18 protein-coding genes and 1 pseudogene are annotated in these 16,651 nt (G+C 60.8%); 3 read left to right on the forward strand and 16 right to left on the reverse strand.

The annotated features are described in order from the left end of the window. Nucleotides 1–465 precede the first annotated feature (465 nt). The gene (locus tag CBP34_RS16725) at nucleotides 466–2,364 is read left to right on the forward strand and encodes an ATP-binding cassette domain-containing protein (protein WP_094099235.1); all 1,899 of its coding nucleotides are present in this window, start codon (nucleotides 466–468) and stop codon (nucleotides 2,362–2,364) included. Nucleotides 2,365–2,416: 52 nt separating this feature from the next. Here CBP34_RS16725 and CBP34_RS16730 read toward each other — a convergent pair whose 3' ends face one another. From CBP34_RS16730 to CBP34_RS16760, 8 genes and pseudogenes are all read right to left on the reverse strand, one after another. Next, complete coding sequence (locus CBP34_RS16730) at nucleotides 2,417–3,511, reverse strand: protein-glutamate methylesterase/protein-glutamine glutaminase (protein WP_094098687.1); 1,095 nt, start codon at nucleotides 3,509–3,511, stop codon at nucleotides 2,417–2,419. Nucleotides 3,512–3,526: 15 nt separating this feature from the next. Then, nucleotides 3,527–4,234 (reverse strand): chemoreceptor glutamine deamidase CheD, encoded by a 708-nt coding sequence (gene cheD / locus CBP34_RS16735; RefSeq protein ID WP_086928147.1) that lies wholly within the window; start codon nucleotides 4,232–4,234, stop codon nucleotides 3,527–3,529. Between the two features lie 84 nt (nucleotides 4,235–4,318). Beyond that, nucleotides 4,319–5,230: a CheR family methyltransferase gene (locus tag CBP34_RS16740; RefSeq protein ID WP_094099236.1), complete on the reverse strand. Its 912-nt coding sequence runs from the start codon at nucleotides 5,228–5,230 to the stop codon at nucleotides 4,319–4,321. A 99-nt stretch (nucleotides 5,231–5,329) separates the two neighbouring features. Continuing rightward, entirely contained in the window at nucleotides 5,330–5,818 is a 489-nt protein-coding gene (locus CBP34_RS16745) for a chemotaxis protein CheW (RefSeq protein ID WP_086928833.1), read from the reverse strand. A 54-nt stretch (nucleotides 5,819–5,872) separates the two neighbouring features. Beyond that, entirely contained in the window at nucleotides 5,873–7,495 is a 1,623-nt protein-coding gene (locus tag CBP34_RS16750; RefSeq protein ID WP_418134686.1) for a chemotaxis protein CheA, read from the reverse strand. A 233-nt stretch (nucleotides 7,496–7,728) separates the two neighbouring features. Beyond that, a pseudogene (locus CBP34_RS20455) lies at nucleotides 7,729–8,001 on the reverse strand (Hpt domain-containing protein); the annotation flags it as partial. A 39-nt stretch (nucleotides 8,002–8,040) separates the two neighbouring features. Next, nucleotides 8,041–8,403, reverse strand: coding sequence for a response regulator (locus tag CBP34_RS16755; protein WP_086928150.1), 363 nt, complete (start codon nucleotides 8,401–8,403; stop codon nucleotides 8,041–8,043). Between the two features lie 49 nt (nucleotides 8,404–8,452). Then, nucleotides 8,453–8,899 carry a hypothetical protein gene (locus CBP34_RS16760; RefSeq protein ID WP_094098688.1) on the reverse strand — a complete coding sequence of 149 codons (447 nt, stop codon included), beginning with the start codon at nucleotides 8,897–8,899 and terminating at the stop codon, nucleotides 8,453–8,455. Between the two features lie 175 nt (nucleotides 8,900–9,074). Between CBP34_RS16760 and CBP34_RS16765 the strand changes: the two genes are divergently transcribed. Both CBP34_RS16765 and CBP34_RS16770 read left to right on the forward strand, forming a co-directional pair. Continuing rightward, nucleotides 9,075–10,187 (forward strand): hybrid sensor histidine kinase/response regulator, encoded by a 1,113-nt coding sequence (locus CBP34_RS16765; protein ID WP_094098689.1) that lies wholly within the window; start codon nucleotides 9,075–9,077, stop codon nucleotides 10,185–10,187. After that, complete coding sequence (locus CBP34_RS16770; protein ID WP_086913396.1) at nucleotides 10,184–10,813, forward strand: response regulator; 630 nt, start codon at nucleotides 10,184–10,186, stop codon at nucleotides 10,811–10,813. The genes CBP34_RS16765 and CBP34_RS16770 overlap by 4 nt, the downstream gene beginning before the upstream one ends. Here CBP34_RS16770 and fliR read toward each other — a convergent pair whose 3' ends face one another. The 8 genes from fliR to CBP34_RS20145 form a co-directional block, all read right to left on the reverse strand. Further along, the gene (fliR, locus tag CBP34_RS16775; protein ID WP_094098690.1) at nucleotides 10,814–11,584 is read right to left on the reverse strand and encodes a flagellar biosynthetic protein FliR; all 771 of its coding nucleotides are present in this window, start codon (nucleotides 11,582–11,584) and stop codon (nucleotides 10,814–10,816) included. It lies immediately after the preceding gene. A gap of 155 nt (nucleotides 11,585–11,739) precedes the next feature. Beyond that, nucleotides 11,740–12,009, reverse strand: coding sequence for a flagellar biosynthesis protein FliQ (fliQ, locus tag CBP34_RS16780; RefSeq protein WP_086913398.1), 270 nt, complete (start codon nucleotides 12,007–12,009; stop codon nucleotides 11,740–11,742). A 12-nt stretch (nucleotides 12,010–12,021) separates the two neighbouring features. Next, nucleotides 12,022–12,726 (reverse strand): flagellar type III secretion system pore protein FliP, encoded by a 705-nt coding sequence (gene fliP / locus CBP34_RS16785; protein WP_236748595.1) that lies wholly within the window; start codon nucleotides 12,724–12,726, stop codon nucleotides 12,022–12,024. A 79-nt stretch (nucleotides 12,727–12,805) separates the two neighbouring features. Next, nucleotides 12,806–13,153, reverse strand: coding sequence for a FliO/MopB family protein (locus CBP34_RS16790; protein WP_094098692.1), 348 nt, complete (start codon nucleotides 13,151–13,153; stop codon nucleotides 12,806–12,808). 7 nt (nucleotides 13,154–13,160) lie between these two features. Further along, complete coding sequence (gene fliN / locus CBP34_RS16795) at nucleotides 13,161–13,601, reverse strand: flagellar motor switch protein FliN (RefSeq protein ID WP_094098693.1); 441 nt, start codon at nucleotides 13,599–13,601, stop codon at nucleotides 13,161–13,163. Beyond that, on the reverse strand, nucleotides 13,591–14,595 hold the full coding sequence (gene fliM, locus CBP34_RS16800; RefSeq protein WP_086928158.1) for a flagellar motor switch protein FliM: 1,005 nt from the start codon (nucleotides 14,593–14,595) through the stop codon (nucleotides 13,591–13,593). The genes fliN and fliM overlap by 11 nt, the downstream gene beginning before the upstream one ends. 18 nt (nucleotides 14,596–14,613) lie before the next feature. Continuing rightward, entirely contained in the window at nucleotides 14,614–15,180 is a 567-nt protein-coding gene (locus CBP34_RS16805; protein ID WP_086928159.1) for a flagellar basal body-associated FliL family protein, read from the reverse strand. A 221-nt stretch (nucleotides 15,181–15,401) separates the two neighbouring features. Next, the gene (locus CBP34_RS20145; protein ID WP_236748445.1) at nucleotides 15,402–16,649 is read right to left on the reverse strand and encodes a flagellar hook-length control protein FliK; all 1,248 of its coding nucleotides are present in this window, start codon (nucleotides 16,647–16,649) and stop codon (nucleotides 15,402–15,404) included. Nucleotides 16,650–16,651 lie beyond the last annotated feature (2 nt).

Consider the following 16,651-nt stretch of genomic DNA (forward strand, 5'->3'; position numbering starts at 1 on the left):
GGACAACAAATTCACCGAAGCTCTTTTGCCATCTCGACCTAGCTGCGATCAGCTGAGCCTTAAATTATATCAGAGTTTTTACAACCCCGTCAACCCGAAGGTCTTTGCACTTACCTGCAAGCCGCTATCACCAGCAGCCCGCTCTTTTCAGCGCAGCCTTGAATTATATACCGGGTTTTTACCCCGTCACACCCAAAACCGAAGCTTTTTGCAAATCTTCTTGCCTCACCAGCCAGGGCATCCACAAGGGACGCCTCCGAGTAGCGAAGACTAAGACTATAGCATGGAAACTTGGAGAAAGTAGTCGGGAGCTGACGACGCGACATTCAACCATCTACATCTGAACCGTCAAAGCCGGTACCTCAGATCTTCGTTGTGACGAGGGAAATGCGGGCAATGCACTTCGGTTCCTACCGACCCCATCCACCAATGAACCTTTGGCGCCCCCTGATAATCAGCGCCACCATGGCACTTATCACCTTACTGGACGCCCAACTCGCATTTGGGCATGTCGCATTGCTGGATCACGCCGGCTTTTCCCTTGAAACCGCCGAGCGCATCGGGCTGATTGGACGCAACGGCGCTGGCAAGTCGTCGCTGCTCAAAATTCTGGGGGGACTGGCCAAGCCAGATGACGGCACCCTGCAAGTACAGCAAGGGGTGCGCATCGCTTATGTTGCCCAAGAGCCATCCCTTGATCCGCATGCCACCATTTTCAAGGCAGCGTCCGAAGGCTTGCAGCGTGTGATTGCTGTCAGAGACCAGTACCTGTCTGGAGCAGAGGGGCTCGATCTGGACGCGCTGCAATCCGTAATTGAAGCCTATGACGCCTGGAACTGGGAGCAGCGGGTCGAAGAGACGCTGCAGCGCCTGCACCTGGATCCGGATGCCGTCGTCGGCACACTCTCAGGAGGCACCAAGAAACGCGTCGCCCTGGCCCAGGCTTTGGTGGCACGGCCGGATGTACTGCTGCTCGACGAACCCACCAACCACCTGGACCTGGACTCGATCGAATGGCTCGAAGACCTGCTGCTCGACTTTCCGGGCAGCGTTATCACAATCACCCATGACCGGGCCTTTCTCGACCGGGTGGCCACCCGGATTGTGGAGCTGGACCGGGGCCAGTTGCGTTCCTATCCGGGCAACTTCGCCCAGTACCTTATCCAGAAGGAAGAGCAACTCGCACAAGAGGCCGTCATTTCCGCCAAGGCAGACAAATTGCTGGCGCAGGAAGAGGTATGGATTCGCCGGGGCGTGGAAGCAAGGCGCACGCGCAGTCAAAGCCGGATCACGCGGCTTGAGCATCTGCGCGCGCGCCGTGAAGCACGGCGTGATGTGGTGGGAAGCGTCAAGATGGACGTTGCCACGGGTTCGCAAAATGGCTACCAGGGCAAGATCGTGGCCGAACTGACCGGGGTCAGCAAGGCGTTCGGCGACAAGACCATTGTTCGCAACTTCAGCGCGACCATCCTGCGGGGCGACAAGGTCGGACTGATTGGCCCCAATGGCGCCGGCAAGACCACCCTGCTCAAGCTCATCCTGGGGGAACTGCAGCCCGATGCAGGACAGATACGCCAAGGAGCGAACCTGCAAGTGGCATATTTCGACCAGATGCGGCATGCCATCAATCTGGATGCCACTCTGGAAGACTTCATCAGCCCCGGAAGCGAATGGATCGAAATTGGCGGACAGCGCAAGCACGTCAAAAGCTACCTGAGCGACTTCCTGTTTTCCCCCGCGCGCGCGCATTCACCCGTGAGGTCTCTGTCTGGTGGAGAGCGCAACCGGCTTTTGCTGGCGCGCCTTTTTGCGCGTCCAGCCAATGTCCTGGTGCTCGACGAACCCACCAATGACCTGGACATCGACACACTGGACTTGCTGGAAGATCTGCTGGAATCCTACGACGGCACCGTATTTCTGGTGAGCCACGATCGCACCTTCCTGGACAACGTGGTGACCAGCACCATCGCTTTTGAAGGCGATGGCAACTGGCGGGAATACGAGGGCGGCGTGCAGGACTGGCTGATTCAGTCCAAGCGAAGCCGGGCTTTGGCTGCATCTGCGCCACCTCCGAAGGAGAGTGCGGCAGATAGTTCAAATAAAAACAGCCCTGAGCGCTTATCAGACAAGCCTGAACAGCTATCAAAAAAGAAGCTTAGCTACAAAGAGCAGCGTGAACTGGACCAGTTGCCACAACAGATTTCGGATCTGGAGGCCGAGCAGAAATCCCTGCAGAACGCGCTGGCCGACGGCACGCTGTACAGCCAGGACGCCGCCCGAGCCGCCGCACTCCATGCACGCGAGAGCGAAATCGAGGAACAGCTGATGGCTGCACTGGAACGCTGGTCAGCGCTTTCTGCCTGAACTCCTGGCAGCTTCTCACCACGCGCGCGCACCGCCGCGCGGTTTGATTTGTTCAGATGCGATGGTGCAGGCGATCGGTGGCCCCGCGCAGACGGGCAATCAAGGCGGGGGCAATCTGGTTCAAGGGCAGCACCTCGTCTGCCGCACCATGCGCAATCGCTTCGCGCGGCATGCCGAACACGATGCAACTCGCCTCGTCCTGCACGTAGTTGTAGCTGCCTGCATCCTTCATCTCCCGCATCGCCACCGCCCCATCGTTGCCCATGCCGGTGAGCATGATGCCGAACGCATTGCGCCCCACCACGGCCGCCGCAGACTTGAAAAGCACCTCCACCGAGGGCTTGTGTCGATTGACCGGAGCGCCATCGTCCACCACCGCCACATAGTTGGCACCACTGCGCGCCACATGAAACTGCGTGCCACCCGGGGCGATATACGCATGCCCCGGCAAGATGCGCTCGCCATTGACGGCCTCCTTGACCGTGATCTGGCACAACCCATTGAGGCGCGCCGCAAAACTGGTTGTAAAGCCAGGCGGCATATGCTGGGTGATCACAATGGCGGGCGAATCTGCCGGCATCTGCACCAGCACTTCGCGAATCGCTTCCGTGCCCCCGGTCGAGGCGCCGATGCAAATCAGTTTTTCTGTCGACAGCCGCCCCAGCAACGCCCCTGCAGGTGCGTGGTGTGCCACCCCGGAGGTTGCTGCTGCAGCCGCGTCGCGTGGCGCGGCACGGCGCACCTGTGCCACCGCTGCCACGCGAATCTTGTCGACGATCAGGGAGGCGAGTTCATTGATGCCGTTCGCCAAACCCACACGCGGCTTGGCCACAAAATCCACAGCACCCAGCTCAAGCGCCTTCATGGTGACCTCGGCGCCGCGCTCTGTCAGGGTGGAAATCATCACCACCGGCATGGGACGCAAACGCATCAGTCGCCCCAGAAAGTCAATGCCGTCCATGCGCGGCATTTCCACGTCCAGCGTGATCACATCGGGGTTCAGTTCACGGATCATTTCACGCGCAACCAATGGATCATTGGCCGTGCCAACGCACTCCATGTCTCGCTGGCGATTGATGATTTCCGCCAGCAAGCTACGCACCAGCGCCGAATCATCCACCACCACCACTCGAATTTTCCTGCTCATTCCCTCACGCCTTCCTCAAAACAGATCCACGGACCCGCCAGATGTAGTCTTCGCCACGATGACCGCATTTCCGCGAACTTCCTGGGCCACGAGCGTTCCGGGGTGGGTATGTGCCAGCCGCTTCACCATGACTTTACCGGTCACCGGGAAAAACACCACTTTGCGTGGATAAATATCCAGCACATCCTCGGACATGATGGGAATGCGCTCGGTCTGGAGATAGTTCAAGACGAAATTCGTGTTGCGCTCTCCGACGTTCATCGTGGTGAAGTTGTGCATCACCTGGGCGCCGCCAAAAATCTTGGCCTGCAGCGTCTCACGCCTGGCACCCAGCTTGAGCATTTCGTTGATCAGCAACTCCATCGCGTAGGAACCATAGCGACCCGAGACATCCGCCAGATCCCCGTCTGGAAGCATGAAATGGTTCATTCCTCCAATCCGGGCCCTGCTGTCCCACAGGCACGCAGAAATGCACGACCCCAGCACCGTCATGATGACCATGCTCTCGTCCGAAACGAAATATTCACCCGGCAACACTTTCACGGCGTTGTGCTGGAAGTGGTGGTCGAGATAAAAGAACGATGCCTCACCGGGCTTGCGTGCCCGGGCCTTCAACTCCTCCAGGGAAGACTCTTTGGCGACCGACGCGCCAGTGGCGTAGATGTCTGCGCTCAAGGGGGCAATGCGCGGCGCACGCCGCCGCTCGGTGGTGTCAAACGCCATGGAAAGAGATCCCGGAAAGACCGCTGGCGAAATGGCGCCGGATCGTTACCTGGTCACGGAAATTGCAAGACATAGCAGATACGGTCAACGCCGTTCGTAAACCGTTTTGCCGCGCAGGGTGAAGAGGTCTCGGGACTCGCTGAAGTTCTCCGCATGACCAACGAATAGCATTCCACCCGGTTTGAGCACCCGGTGAATTCGCTCCAGCACCTTGCGCTGGGTCGGGGCGTCAAAATAAATCATGACGTTGCGACAGAAGACCACATCGAAGGGTTCCCGGAACGGCCAGTCATCGCGAATCAGGTTCACGCTCATGAACTCGATCGCCTTGCGCATCTCGGGTTTGGCGCGGACCAAGCCCTCATTGCCCGCCTTGCCGCGCAGGAAAAAATGATGAAGACGCTCGGGACTGAGTCCTTTGACATTGTCCAGACGATAGACACCTTGCGCCGCCGTTGCCAGAACACGAGAGTCAATGTCACTGGCCGTCAGTTTGAAGGGCGCACTCGAGCCGAGCGCTTCCAGGGCTGTCATGACGATGGAATAGGGCTCCTCCCCCGTGGAGGCGGCATTGCACCAGACACGCCACGGCGTGCCGGAAGGCTTGCTTTTCAGATGTGCGGCCAGGATCTCGAAATGGTGCTGCTCACGAAAAAAAGCCGTCAGGTTGGTGGTCAGTGCATTCACGAACTCTTGCCACTCGGGTCCGTCGTGTGTTTCGAGCCAGCTCAGGTACTCGTTGAAACTCGAATGCCCCGTCTCCCGGAGGCGGCGCGATAGCCGGCTGTAAACCATGGCGTGCTTGCCGTCATGCAGACTGATGCCGGCACGCTGGTAAATAAGCCCCTGGACGCGCGCGAAATCGGCTGTCGTCCAGACAAATTCGCGCCCTTGCGACAGGGGGCCGGATGCCGCCGGTGCCCCGCTGGCAGTATCGGCCCTGCTGGAAAGTGTGCGCGTTCGCGCGGATGATGCAGTGCTGGTGGTCTGGGACATGTGTTGTTCCAACGGGAGGTCCTGTTCGCTCCATGGGCCCCGTGAAGCGTTTCACGGGCCTGTACTTGCCTGCGCCACCGATTGAGCGATGCGCCCGTGCTAATCGTCGGCAGCTACCAGCCCCATGTCCACACTGGACATCAGTTTCTCGATATCCAGCAGGATGAGCATGCGCTCGCCCACCGAGCCCAGGCCGAGGATGCAGCTGTTGTCAATCGCGCTTTCGATATCGGGAGCAGCCCGGACACTGCCGGACGCGAGTTCCATGACATCGCTGACCGAGTCCACCACAATTCCGACCACCCGCTGACGCAGATTCAGAATGATGACCACCGTGAAGGTGTTGTAGTCCGCCTGAGCGCAGTTGAACTTGATGCGCATGTCCACAATGGGGACGATCGTTCCCCGCAAATTGACCACGCCCTTGATGAATTCGGGCGCATTGGCAATGCGGGTGGGGGGCTCGTAGCCGCGAATCTCCTGCACTTTCAGGATGTCGATTCCGTATTCTTCCTGGTCCAGCCTGAACGTCAGATACTCCCGGGCACCGGACGCAGTGGTTTCTTCTGATTTTTCCATCACACTCATGGTGATCTTTCCTTTCATGACAGAGCCTGCGACGATCTGCGCAGGCGCTCGAACCTAGTGGCGTGCGCGCCGCACCAGCCCGCCGGTATCCAGAATCAGGGCCACGGTGCCGTCGCCCAAAATCGTGGCACCCGACACATTGGGGACTTTGCGATAGTTGGACTCGAGGTTCTTGACCACCACCTGGTGCTGGCCCAGCAGCTCGTCCACCAGAAGGGCCACGCGACTGCCATCGGCTTCCACCACCACCATGATGTTGCTGGACTTGCTGGCGTCGAAGCGGGGCACCTGGAATATCTTTTCCAGCGCAATCACAGGCATGTATTCGTCCCGCACCTTGACCAGCTGCGAACCCTGCGCCACCGTGCTGACGTCGTCGGCATTGACCTGGAACGATTCCACCACGGACGACAGCGGAAGGATGTAGACCTCATCACCGACACCCACCGACATGCCATCCATGATGGCCAGCGTCAGGGGCAGGCGCACGGACACCCTCATTCCGTATCCTTCTGCCGAATCAATTTCGACCGAGCCGTTGAGCGCCGCAATGTTTCGCTTGACCACATCCATGCCCACGCCCCGGCCGGAAACATCAGTCACTTCCTCGGCAGTGGAAAAACCCGGGGCAAAAATCAGCTGCCATACATCGGCGTCACTCATGTGCTCGGACACATCGAGGCCACGCTCCAGCGCCTTGCTCAGGATCTTTTCGCGCGACAGTCCTTTGCCATCGTCGCGCACCTCGATCACGATCGAGCCGCCCTGGTGCGAGGCTGAAAGCGTGATGGTGCCATGCTCCGGCTTGCCTTTTGCCAGCCGCTCAGCAGGCATTTCGATACCGTGGTCACAGCTGTTGCGCACCAGATGGGTCAACGGGTCCGTGATCTTTTCCACCAGCCCCTTGTCGAGTTCGGTGGCCTCACCCAGGGTCACGAAATCCACCTTCTTGCCAAGCTTGTTCGCCAGGTCGCGCAGCATGCGCGGAAAGCGGCTGAAGACGATGGACATGGGGATCATGCGAATCGACATGACCGATTCCTGCAGATCACGGGTATTGCGGTCGAGATCCGCCAGTCCCGCCAGCAATTGCTGGTAGGCACCTGCGTCAAGACCTCGGCTGTTTTGCGCCAGCATGGCCTGGGTGATCACCAGCTCGCCCACCAGATTGATCAGCTGGTCGACCTTGTTCACCGCCACACGGATGGTTGTCGATTCCATCTGGGCCTGGCTCTGTACCTTGGGCTCGGAGGCCGCTTTGGGTGCGGCCACCTTGGCAACGGTATTTACAGACGCCGCAGCAACAGGGGCTGTGACGCCCTGGGCGGGTGCACCGGGTGCATCGGCAAAGAACCCGTAGGGCACTTCTGCGGTATCCCCACCTTGCAAGGCCGGCTCGACTGCCGCAACACCTGCCGCCACCCCGTCGCTGATCACCACCTGCTCCTTGGCGACGTGGAACGCAAAAAGGTCCAGTAGATCGTCATTGGTCGACGTAGTCTCTACGGCAAACCGGCGCGTGGCAGGCTCCACCCCAGGCAAATCGCTGATCGACCCGAGACCGGGGATGTCGCGGAACAACTCCTTGATGGCATCCGCCTGCTCGGGACGCTCCAGCGGACCGATCTGGATTTGCAGCGTGCGCGGCTGGCCTGGCACCACTGCGGGCGCAGGCACGAACGCAGGTGCTGGCGCGACTGCCACCACCGCAGGAGCGGGCGCTGGAGCCACAGGTGCGGGCACAGCCCCCCCGGAACCCGGCCCGCAGCCAGTTCACTGATGCGGAGCACCAAATCCGTGGTGGAAACCGCCTCGCCCTGCTCCCCCGCCTGGTGGCGCGCCAGCAGACTGCGCGATGCGTCTGCAGATTCGAGCAATACGTCGACCATTTGCGGGATCGGCTGAAGCTCGTGGCGCCGAAGTCGGTCCAGCAGCGACTCCATCTGGTGCGTCAATTCCGCCACGTCAGCAAACCCGAACGTGGCGGAGCCGCCCTTGATCGAGTGCGCGCACCGAAAAATGCCGTTGAGTTCTTCGTCATTGGCATTGACCAGATCCAGATTGAGCAGCATGTGCTCCATCTGATCGAGGTTCTCGCCTGCTTCTTCGAAAAAGATTTGATAGAACTGGCTCAGATCAAAATCTGCACCAGAACCCGATCCTTCTTGATAGGTTTCCGCCATGGAGGCTCCTGTTGTCTTGCTTTCCCCTGTCCAGACGGATCAGCGGATGACTTTCTGAATCACTTCGATCAATCGGCTCGGATCAAAGGGCTTCACCAGCCATCCCGTAGCGCCTGCAGCACGGCCGGCCTGTTTCATCTGGTCACTGGATTCAGTGGTCAGAATCAATATGGGAATGGTCTTGAATTTTGGGTGCTCGCGCAGCTTGCGAGTCAGGCCGATGCCATCGAGTCTGGGCATGTTCTGGTCCGCGAGCACCAGATGGATGTCGTGGGTTTCCGCCTTTTCCAGGGCATCCTGCCCATCCACGGCTTCCACCACATGGTAGCCAGCACCCGTGAGGGTAAAAGACACCATTTTTCGCATGGAAGGTGAATCATCTACGGCAAGGATCGATTGCATGTAAGGCTCCAACAGACTTGAATGTATAGGTTAACCAACGCGATAAACGTCAAAACAGATCCACAGAACCCGCATCCATCTCGCTTTGGGTCACAGGATTGGGGCGGTCAGGGGCCATTTCGGCAAATGGCGCCGCCTCTTCACCCTCCTCATGGCCCATGGCTTCCGAGGCAAGCCGAAAGGCGCAACCCTGGAGCACCTTGGTGGTATGCCAGATCAACTGCGACGCCATGTCCTGAAACTGCAACTCGGTCACGGCCCTGCGCAATGCTGTTCGTGCAGCCATCAGCTCCGGCGCATCGGCGACCACCACATCGGACAAGGCCGCATTGGCCTCTCCAAAGCGCTCCAGCAAGTTGTCCGTGGCGTGGTTCAGCAACCCCTCAAGCCGATGCAAGTCGTGCATGACCACCAGCAGAGAGTCCTGCAGCTCCGCCGCGACCATGACGGGAACCTGCACTCCGGGTCCTCCGGAGGGTGTGAGCGTAGATTGCATCGTTTTTCCATCCCGGCAGATATTGCAAAGCACGCACAAAAGCAGATCCCGCGGAATCCGCCACCAATCACCAAACGCTCACCCTACACGGTGTTACTCGTCTGGCGCTTCGCGCCGCTTACCTTCCGCGAGATAACACTATTTGTTCCAATATGTATCCTATGATAGCGCCCCTATGGTCAAAGCAATACCCGACCATCCCCTAAAGATCCTTCATCTTGAAGATTCTCTTGCCGATCACGGACTGGCGAAGGCGGCCTTGCGCCGCTCGGGTATGGCATTCACGCTCCAGCATGTGGATACGCTGGAGACCTTCAAGACCCTGACGGCGAACGAACCTTTCGACATCATCCTGGCCGACTACCGCTTGGCTGGTTTTACAGCACTGGATGCATGGCGGCATGTTGCGCAATTGCCGCAACATCCGCCCTTTGTCCTGCTCTCCGGGGCCATCGGGGAAACAGCGGCCGTCGACGCCATGCGGCTCGGAATAGCGGACTACCTGTCCAAAGACGACATGGTGCGCCTGCCCCACGTCATGGCCCGCGCCATCGAGGTCCACGAGGCGAGGAAGATGCGTGAACACGCCATGGCCGAACTGGCCGCATCCCAGCGCCGCCTGGCCGATCTGACCGAGCATCTGCAAACATCCATCGAAAAGGAGCGCGCGGCAATCGCCCGGGAAATCCACGACGATATCGGTGGCGCCCTCACTGCCGTACGCTTTGACATCGCCTGGATCGGGCGCCATACCCACGATCCGGCGATGCAGGAACATGCCTCAGCCGCGGCCGACATGCTCCAGCATGCCATTGGCGCCAGCCAGCGCATCATGATGAACTTGCGCCCGCCCATTCTCGACCAGGGTCTGGTCGCCGCTGTCCAGTGGCTGGCCAGCAGTTTCGAGCGCCGCACGGGTGTCCCGACAGTGCTCCGTGCGAGCAGCGCAGTCGTCAACATACCGGCCGAAGTGCAGTTGGTCGCCTATCGCACCGCCCAGGAAGCGCTGACCAACGTCGCCAAATATGCGGCACCACAAAGAGTCCGCATTGACCTGGCAGACAGCGAAGGTGTGCTGACGCTGGAGGTCGCCGACGACGGCTGCGGAATCGAACCCGCCATGCGCGACAAACCCAAGGCGTTTGGCCTGAAGGGCTTGCTGGAGCGGGCTCGCACCGTGAACGGCTGGCTGGACATCAGCAGCCAGCCCGGCAAAGGCACCAGCGTGATTCTCTCTGTCCCTATCGCATCGCGCGACAATGCATCCGCCGAAGGAGAGCCCCAGTGATTCATGTTGTGTTGTGTGATGACCACGCTGTCTTGCGCCGCGGCATACGCGATACGCTGGCCGAAGCTCCCGACATCCTTGTCACCGGCGAGGCGGGGGGGTATTCGGAGCTGCGCGAGGTGCTGCGGGCCACCCCCTGCGATGTGCTGCTGCTGGACCTGAACATGCCCGGACGCAGCGGACTGGAAGTGCTGGCCAGCGTGCGCGAAACCCACGCCAGCATCAAGGTGCTGGTGGTCTCGATGTATCCAGAAGACCAATATGCGCTGCGCTGCCTGCGCGCCGGTGCGCAGGGATATGCCAACAAGGCCAGCGATCCGGTCGAGCTCATTGCCGCCGTGCGCACCGTGATGCAGGGGCGCAAATACCTCACCCCTGAAGTGGCCCAGATGCTGGCGGAAAGCCTGGCACAACCTGCACCCGAGGCGCCCCATGCCGCGCTCTCCGAGCGTGAGCTGCAGACCCTCGTCAAGATTGCCTCGGGACGCAAGCTGTCGGACATTGCCGAAGAACTGATGCTCAGCCCCAAAACCGTCAGCGTCTACCGCTCGCGCGTTCTCGAAAAGCTCAAGCTCTCCAACAACGCCGAACTGACGGTCTACGCCATCCGCAACGAGCTGGTTTGACTACCGCTGAACCTCAAAAAGATCCATGACCTGCTGCATCAATGCCAGCACCGGCTGCTCCAGCATGGGCAATGTCGCGGCGATGCCGAGCAAGCCGACCGTCAGGGTCACCGGAAAGCCCACCGCATAGATATTCATCTGCGGGGCCACACGGGAAATGATGCCCAGGGTCAGGTTGACAAACGTCAGCAGCGCGATCATTGGCAGCGCAATCCACAAAGCACTGGAAAACAGCGAGGACCCCAGTTCGTGCAGGTGCATCTGCCCCAGTGCCTGCAGGAAATTTCCGTCGGCGGGAAAACTGTCAAAACTCTTGACCACGGCCATCAACACCATCAGGTGCCCATTGATGACCACAAAGAGCAGGGTTGCCATGTTTCCGAAAAACCGCGCGACCGCACTCACCTGCGCATTGCTCGTCGGGTCAAAGAACGAAGCGAAATTCAGCCCCATCTGCAAACCGATGATTTCACCCGCCAGTTCCACGGCAGTGAACACCAGGCGCACTGCAAACCCAATGGCCAGGCCCACCACCACCTGCTGGGCCACTGCCCCCAGGGCCTCGCGCCCGTTCACACTGATCACCGGCTGGTTGGTCAAAACCGCCTGCGCACACAGTGCGACCAGAAAAGCCAGCCCGATCTTGACCCGCATGGGAATGGCACGCATCGAGAACACGGGCGCCACCGTAAAAACGGCCAACACACGCAAAAAGGGCCAAAGAATGGGCGAAATCCAGGCAACGAGTTGCGCCTCGGTGAAGGTGATCACGAGAAATCCACCATCCAATCCGGGCTCAGGGCGCGACCCGAAAGAAACCAGCCACCCGCGTTGCAATGCACCCGCTGCCCGCACAGTGCGAGTGGATCGCCACATAGCCGACCCATTGGCGCGGCATTCTCACCATCCCCAAGCGGTCTGCCACATCAGGCAATCACCGACGGTATCGATTCAATGGTCCGGCGGATGTAATCCACCAGGGTACTGATCATCCATGGGCCGGCCACCGCAAAGACCACCATGGCCGCGATGAGCTTGGGAACAAAGGCCAGGGTCGCCTCATGGATCTGGGTCACGGCCTGAAAGATGCTGACCACCAAACCCACCGCCATCACCACACCCAGCACGGGCATGGCGATCATCAAAAGCAGGGTGAGCGCTTCGCGCCCCATGGTCAAAACCAGCTGAGAGGTCATAAGACGGCGTCCTCAGGTCACAAAACTGGCCGCCAGCGAGCCAATCAGCAGATTCCAGCCATCGGCCAGCACAAACAGCATGAGCTTGAACGGCAATGCCACCAGCACGGGCGACAACATCATCATGCCCAAGGACATGAGGATGCTGGAAACCACCATGTCGATGACCAGAAACGGGATGAAAATCATGAATCCGATCTGGAATGCGGACTTGAGCTCACTCGTCACAAAGGCAGGCACCAGTACGCGCAACGGTGCGGTTTCGGCGGTGACTGTCGCTTCCAGCCGCGCCAGGCGGGAGAACAGCGCAAAGTCGGACTGCCGGGTCTGCTTGAGCATGAACTCCCGCATCGGTGCCTCGGCTTTTTCCAGCGCCGCCTCGAAGCTGATGGCGTTGGTGGTGTAGGGCACATAGGCATCCTTATACACGCGGTCCAGCGTGGGCCCCATGACAAAGAACGTGAGAAAGAGCGACAAGCCAATGATGACCTGATTGGGCGGGGCCGACTGCGTCCCCAGGGCCTGGCGCAACAGCGACAGCACAATGACGATGCGGGTGAAACCCGTCATCATCAGCAGCACCGCCGGCAGGAACGACAGTGCCGTGAAAAACAGCAATGTCTGGATAGGCACCGAGAAACTGGTGCCCGCGCTGCCCGATCCCACAAGCAAAGGCAAGGAGCCACCGCTTTGTGCAATGGCCGGCACATGCACCATGGCCAACGCAGCAAATCCCACCAGCCATGCCAGCGGGCGCGATGTCCCCTCCACCCTGTGACCGCATCCGCCAGCCGCATCAGACATGGGAAGCCTTTTCGGGGGGTTGTGCGGCCAGCGCCATGGCACCGGCAAAGGAAGCCACAGGAGTGCCCTGAGCAACAGCAGTAGGGGAACCCATGACATGCAGACAGGTGATACTCTGGGCCGTCACGCCCAGCACCAGACAGGCGCGTGCCCCTTCCGGCCCCACCTCCACGGTCACCACACGCTGCTGGGGGCCCACCGCCAAAGCGGACAGCACGCGAGACGCAGCGCCTCCAGTGGCCCCGCCCGCCGCATGGCGCAACTGCACTCGCCGCACCAGCCACGGCAGGGCCGCCATGGCCACCACGAACAGCACCACAATGACAAGCGTCTGGGTCATGCCGGCACTATCCACGGCTGACCCGCCGCAGGCGCTCCGATGGCGTTACCACGTCGGTAAGTCGAATGCCGAACTTGTCATTGACCACCACCACCTCGCCCTGTGCAATCAGGTAGCCGTTGACCAGCACATCCATGGGCTCGCCCGCCAGCGCGTCGAGCTCCACCACGGACCCCTGTGCCAGCTGAAGGATGTACTTGATGGGCACCTTGGTACGCCCCAGCTCCACCGACAGCTGCACGGGAATGTCGAGCACCATGTTGATGTCGTTGACCGTTCCGTCACTGCCACCGGAGAACGGACGAACCGGCTCGCCAGACAATGGCCCCCCCTGCTCCGCGTCACCAGGCTTGTCATCGGTGCGCTTTTGTTCTTCCAGCGCTTCGGCCCAGCCTGCAAACGGATCGTCCGCGCTGTCTTTGCCTTCGTTATTGTCGTCAGTGGACATCTTTTTCTCCCATCCAGCTCATGTCCGCATTGCGCAGGCATTCTTCAATGCGGATCGCATATTTGGAATTGTGGGTGCCATACTGGCACTCAAAAATAGGCACTCCACCAATGGAGGCCCGAATACGGGGTTCCCGGTCCAGCTCAATGAAATCGCCGGGCTTCATGGCCAGCAACTGCTCCACGGTGGCATCGGCCCGCGCCAATTCCGCCACCAGGGTCACTTCGGCCGCCTGGATTTCGCGCGTCAGGACACGCACCCACCGGCGATCCACCTCGATCGAATCACCCTGCGTGGACGAATACAGCACGTCACGAATCGGCTCCAGGGTGGCGTAGGGCATGCAGATATGGATGGCGCCCGAGAGGTCGCCGATCTCCAGTTGAAAGGCCGTCGAAACCACGATTTCACTGGGCGTTGCGATGTTCGCAAACTGGGGCTGCATTTCCGAACGCTGGTATTCCAGCTCCAGCGGATAGATACCGTGCCAAGCCTTCTTGTACTCGGCGCAGATGACATCCACCAGCCGATTGATGACGCGCTGCTCGGTAGGGGAAAAATCCCGCCCCTCGATCCGGGTCTGAAACTTGCCCACGCCGCCATACAGCGTGTCGATGATGCCGAACACCAGCGAGGGCTCGCACACGATCAGACCACTGCCACGCAACGGCCGGATGGCCACAATGTTGAAGTTGGTCGGAACCGCCAGTTCGCGCAGGAAGGCGCTGTAGCGCTGCACCGAGACGGTGCCCACCGAGATTTCGGGACTGCGCCGGATGAAGTTGAACAGCCCGATGCGGAAATTGCGCGCAAACCGTTCGTTGACGATTTCCATCGTCGGCATGCGGCCACGAACAATACGTTCCTGGCTGGAAATGTCGTAGTTGCGGACAGCCCCCGCCTCGGCGACTTCCTCGACCGATTTCTGACTCTCTCCGGTGACCCCTTCCAGAAGGGCGTCAACCTCTTCCTGGGATAGAAATGAATCACTCATGGGAAAATCCTTGCCAGCTCACTGGATGATGAAACTGGAAAACAACACCCGCTGCACAGGGTTCTTCTCGACCTTGCGGCGCGCGGCAGGCTCTTCCGCGTCGTCGTCCCGCACCTCGCGGCGAGGCTTGGCCGACGACACCGGGTAACCCAGCGGACGGGACACTTCGCGCAAGATGTCGGAGGCCAGCTTTTCCTTGCCCTCGCGCTGCAGCAGCTCTTCCGAGGTGCGCTGCGAGGTCAGCAGCAAAATTCCACTGCGAATGCTGGGCAGGTATTGCTTGATCTGCTCGGCGGTCTTGGCGTCCGACACTTCCAGCGTGATGCCGATTTGCGCAAAACGGTCGCCGCCAGGGTCGGCGAGATTGACCACCATGTTCTCCATGGGCAGGAACGTGGGCACCACCTTGGCCGCCTCCTTGCGCTCGGGCGCCGAACCATCGTCTTCCTCGGCATGGGACCGGCTGGCAAGGAACCATGCGGCGCCAGCGCCCACAAGGACCAGCAAGACAAGCACGGCGCCGATCACGATCAGCTTCTTGCTTTTCGCCGGGACCGGTGCGGCAGCGGGAGTGGTGGCAGACACGTTGAAAATTCCTTGCGGTAGAAAGCATGCAGCGTCCGCGTCCGAAGGAACGCACGATCAACTGGAAGCCCATTATTGGGCGAGGTGCCAGCCAATAATAGCCAGAATAAAAGCCCAAAACCCCGGCATTCCGCCACCTCACGCCTAGAGTTCAGTGGGACCATTCCGTAAAAATAAGCATTCCCCCTGCCTGCGCGCCCCAGTGTCGGGGGGCCAAGGCATCACACAAAGATGTCCACGGCCCGCTCAGGCGCATCGCCAGGGCGCCGCACCGTTGCCACGGCAGCCGGCACCGACGCCACCACCTGTGTGCGCCGCTCGCCTTCCCGGCCCTGGCGCTGTCCGGAGTCGTTGGGCGAAGCGCCATCGCGCGCCGTGGTTCCCACCGTGGTGCCCGACAACAGCAGACCCTCGTCGCGCAGCAGATCCCGCAACTGGGACATGCTCGAATCCAGCAACTCGCGGGTCTGCGCCTGATCACTGCGAAACGTCACATGGGCCTCGCTGCCCGAGAGCGAAACGGTCACCTGCACCGGCTGCCCGTCGCGGTCCAGTGTCATTTCGGCGTTCTGGGTTTTCTGGTTCACCCAGTAGGCCACCTGGTCCGCGACCTGCTCTTCGGCCCCCACCTGCGCTGGATCCGCAAACGCGGCCGCAGCGTCGACGCCCGCCGCCTCCGGCCCGGGGTGGGCTACTCCCCAGTCGCCCCATGCGGCTTCTGCGGAAGGGCGGCCACCTGCGTCACCACTGGAAGCACTGCCTGCGCGTTGGGGCACCCGGCTTTCAGCAAAGGCGTCCAGTGAGAACGCAGGTGCAGCGCCGCCCTGCCCGCCCGCCAACTCGCGCCCGTCGCGCAAGCCTGCGTCGGGCAACGGACCACCCAGGGCACGCGAATCCACGACGGCCTGAGCACCCTGTGCGGCGGCAACAGCAGCCATCGTCAATGCCTGCTTTTTTTCTGACCCAATGACGCCAGCCACCGAACCCGGCAGCTCACCCCCTTGCGACAGTGCATTCTGAATGCGCGAAAACATGCGGCTGTAGCCCGCCACGGCGCCGCCGGGCGGCTTCACGCCCGACACGTCCGCAGCGCCATCGAGCATCGCCGTCTGCGCCACCAGGCCATCGGCGGCGGGCAACCAATCGGAACCGGGCACCCCCCCAGCGCCAAGCGTTGCCGTAGACCCGGGCGCCGCGGTCGCGGGCACAGCCCCAGGCGCCAGCAGCCCCTGCCAGGCGGCCAGTGAAGCCGGGTCGGCATTCAGAAGTGCGGGGTCTCCCGCACCGTCTGGGGCAACCCCATCACCCGGTACCGCGCTGTCCAGAGACGCCAGCAACGCCATAAACCCGCCCTGGGCCGAGGGGTCCACAGGGCCACCGGCTTGCTGCACGTTTCCTTTTGCGCGCGTGGACTGGGTACCCTGGGCGCCCTGGCTGCCTTGCGGGGCAGAGATGCGTGTTGGTTCCATTT

Origin of the sequence: Acidovorax carolinensis, from assembly GCF_002157145.1 — a bacterium.
In the GTDB taxonomy this organism is placed as follows: domain Bacteria; phylum Pseudomonadota; class Gammaproteobacteria; order Burkholderiales; family Burkholderiaceae_C; genus Acidovorax; species Acidovorax carolinensis.

Bases quoted from the DNA above. Each gene is read 5' to 3' on its own strand.
- CBP34_RS16730 (WP_094098687.1), bottom strand. From the start codon at position 3,511: ATGAGCAGGAAAATTCGAGTGGTGGTGGTGGATGATTCGGCGCTGGTG.
- CBP34_RS16745 (WP_086928833.1), bottom strand. From the start codon at position 5,818: ATGAGTGTGATGGAAAAATCAGAAGAAACCACTGCGTCCGGTGCCCGG.
- CBP34_RS16790 (WP_094098692.1), bottom strand. From the start codon at position 13,153: ATGACCCAGACGCTTGTCATTGTGGTGCTGTTCGTGGTGGCCATGGCG.
- cheD (WP_086928147.1), bottom strand. From the start codon at position 4,234: ATGGCGTTTGACACCACCGAGCGGCGGCGTGCGCCGCGCATTGCCCCC.
- CBP34_RS16725 (WP_094099235.1), top strand. From the start codon at position 466: ATGGCACTTATCACCTTACTGGACGCCCAACTCGCATTTGGGCATGTC.
- CBP34_RS16765 (WP_094098689.1), top strand. From the start codon at position 9,075: ATGGTCAAAGCAATACCCGACCATCCCCTAAAGATCCTTCATCTTGAA.
- fliN (WP_094098693.1), bottom strand. From the start codon at position 13,601: ATGTCCACTGACGACAATAACGAAGGCAAAGACAGCGCGGACGATCCG.
- CBP34_RS16755 (WP_086928150.1), bottom strand. From the start codon at position 8,403: ATGCAATCGATCCTTGCCGTAGATGATTCACCTTCCATGCGAAAAATG.
- CBP34_RS16740 (WP_094099236.1), bottom strand. From the start codon at position 5,230: ATGTCCCAGACCACCAGCACTGCATCATCCGCGCGAACGCGCACACTT.
- CBP34_RS20145 (WP_236748445.1), bottom strand. From the start codon at position 16,649: ATGGAACCAACACGCATCTCTGCCCCGCAAGGCAGCCAGGGCGCCCAG.
- fliM (WP_086928158.1), bottom strand. From the start codon at position 14,595: ATGAGTGATTCATTTCTATCCCAGGAAGAGGTTGACGCCCTTCTGGAA.
- CBP34_RS16760 (WP_094098688.1), bottom strand. From the start codon at position 8,899: ATGCAATCTACGCTCACACCCTCCGGAGGACCCGGAGTGCAGGTTCCC.
- fliP (WP_236748595.1), bottom strand. From the start codon at position 12,726: ATGGTGCATGTGCCGGCCATTGCACAAAGCGGTGGCTCCTTGCCTTTG.
- fliQ (WP_086913398.1), bottom strand. From the start codon at position 12,009: ATGACCTCTCAGCTGGTTTTGACCATGGGGCGCGAAGCGCTCACCCTG.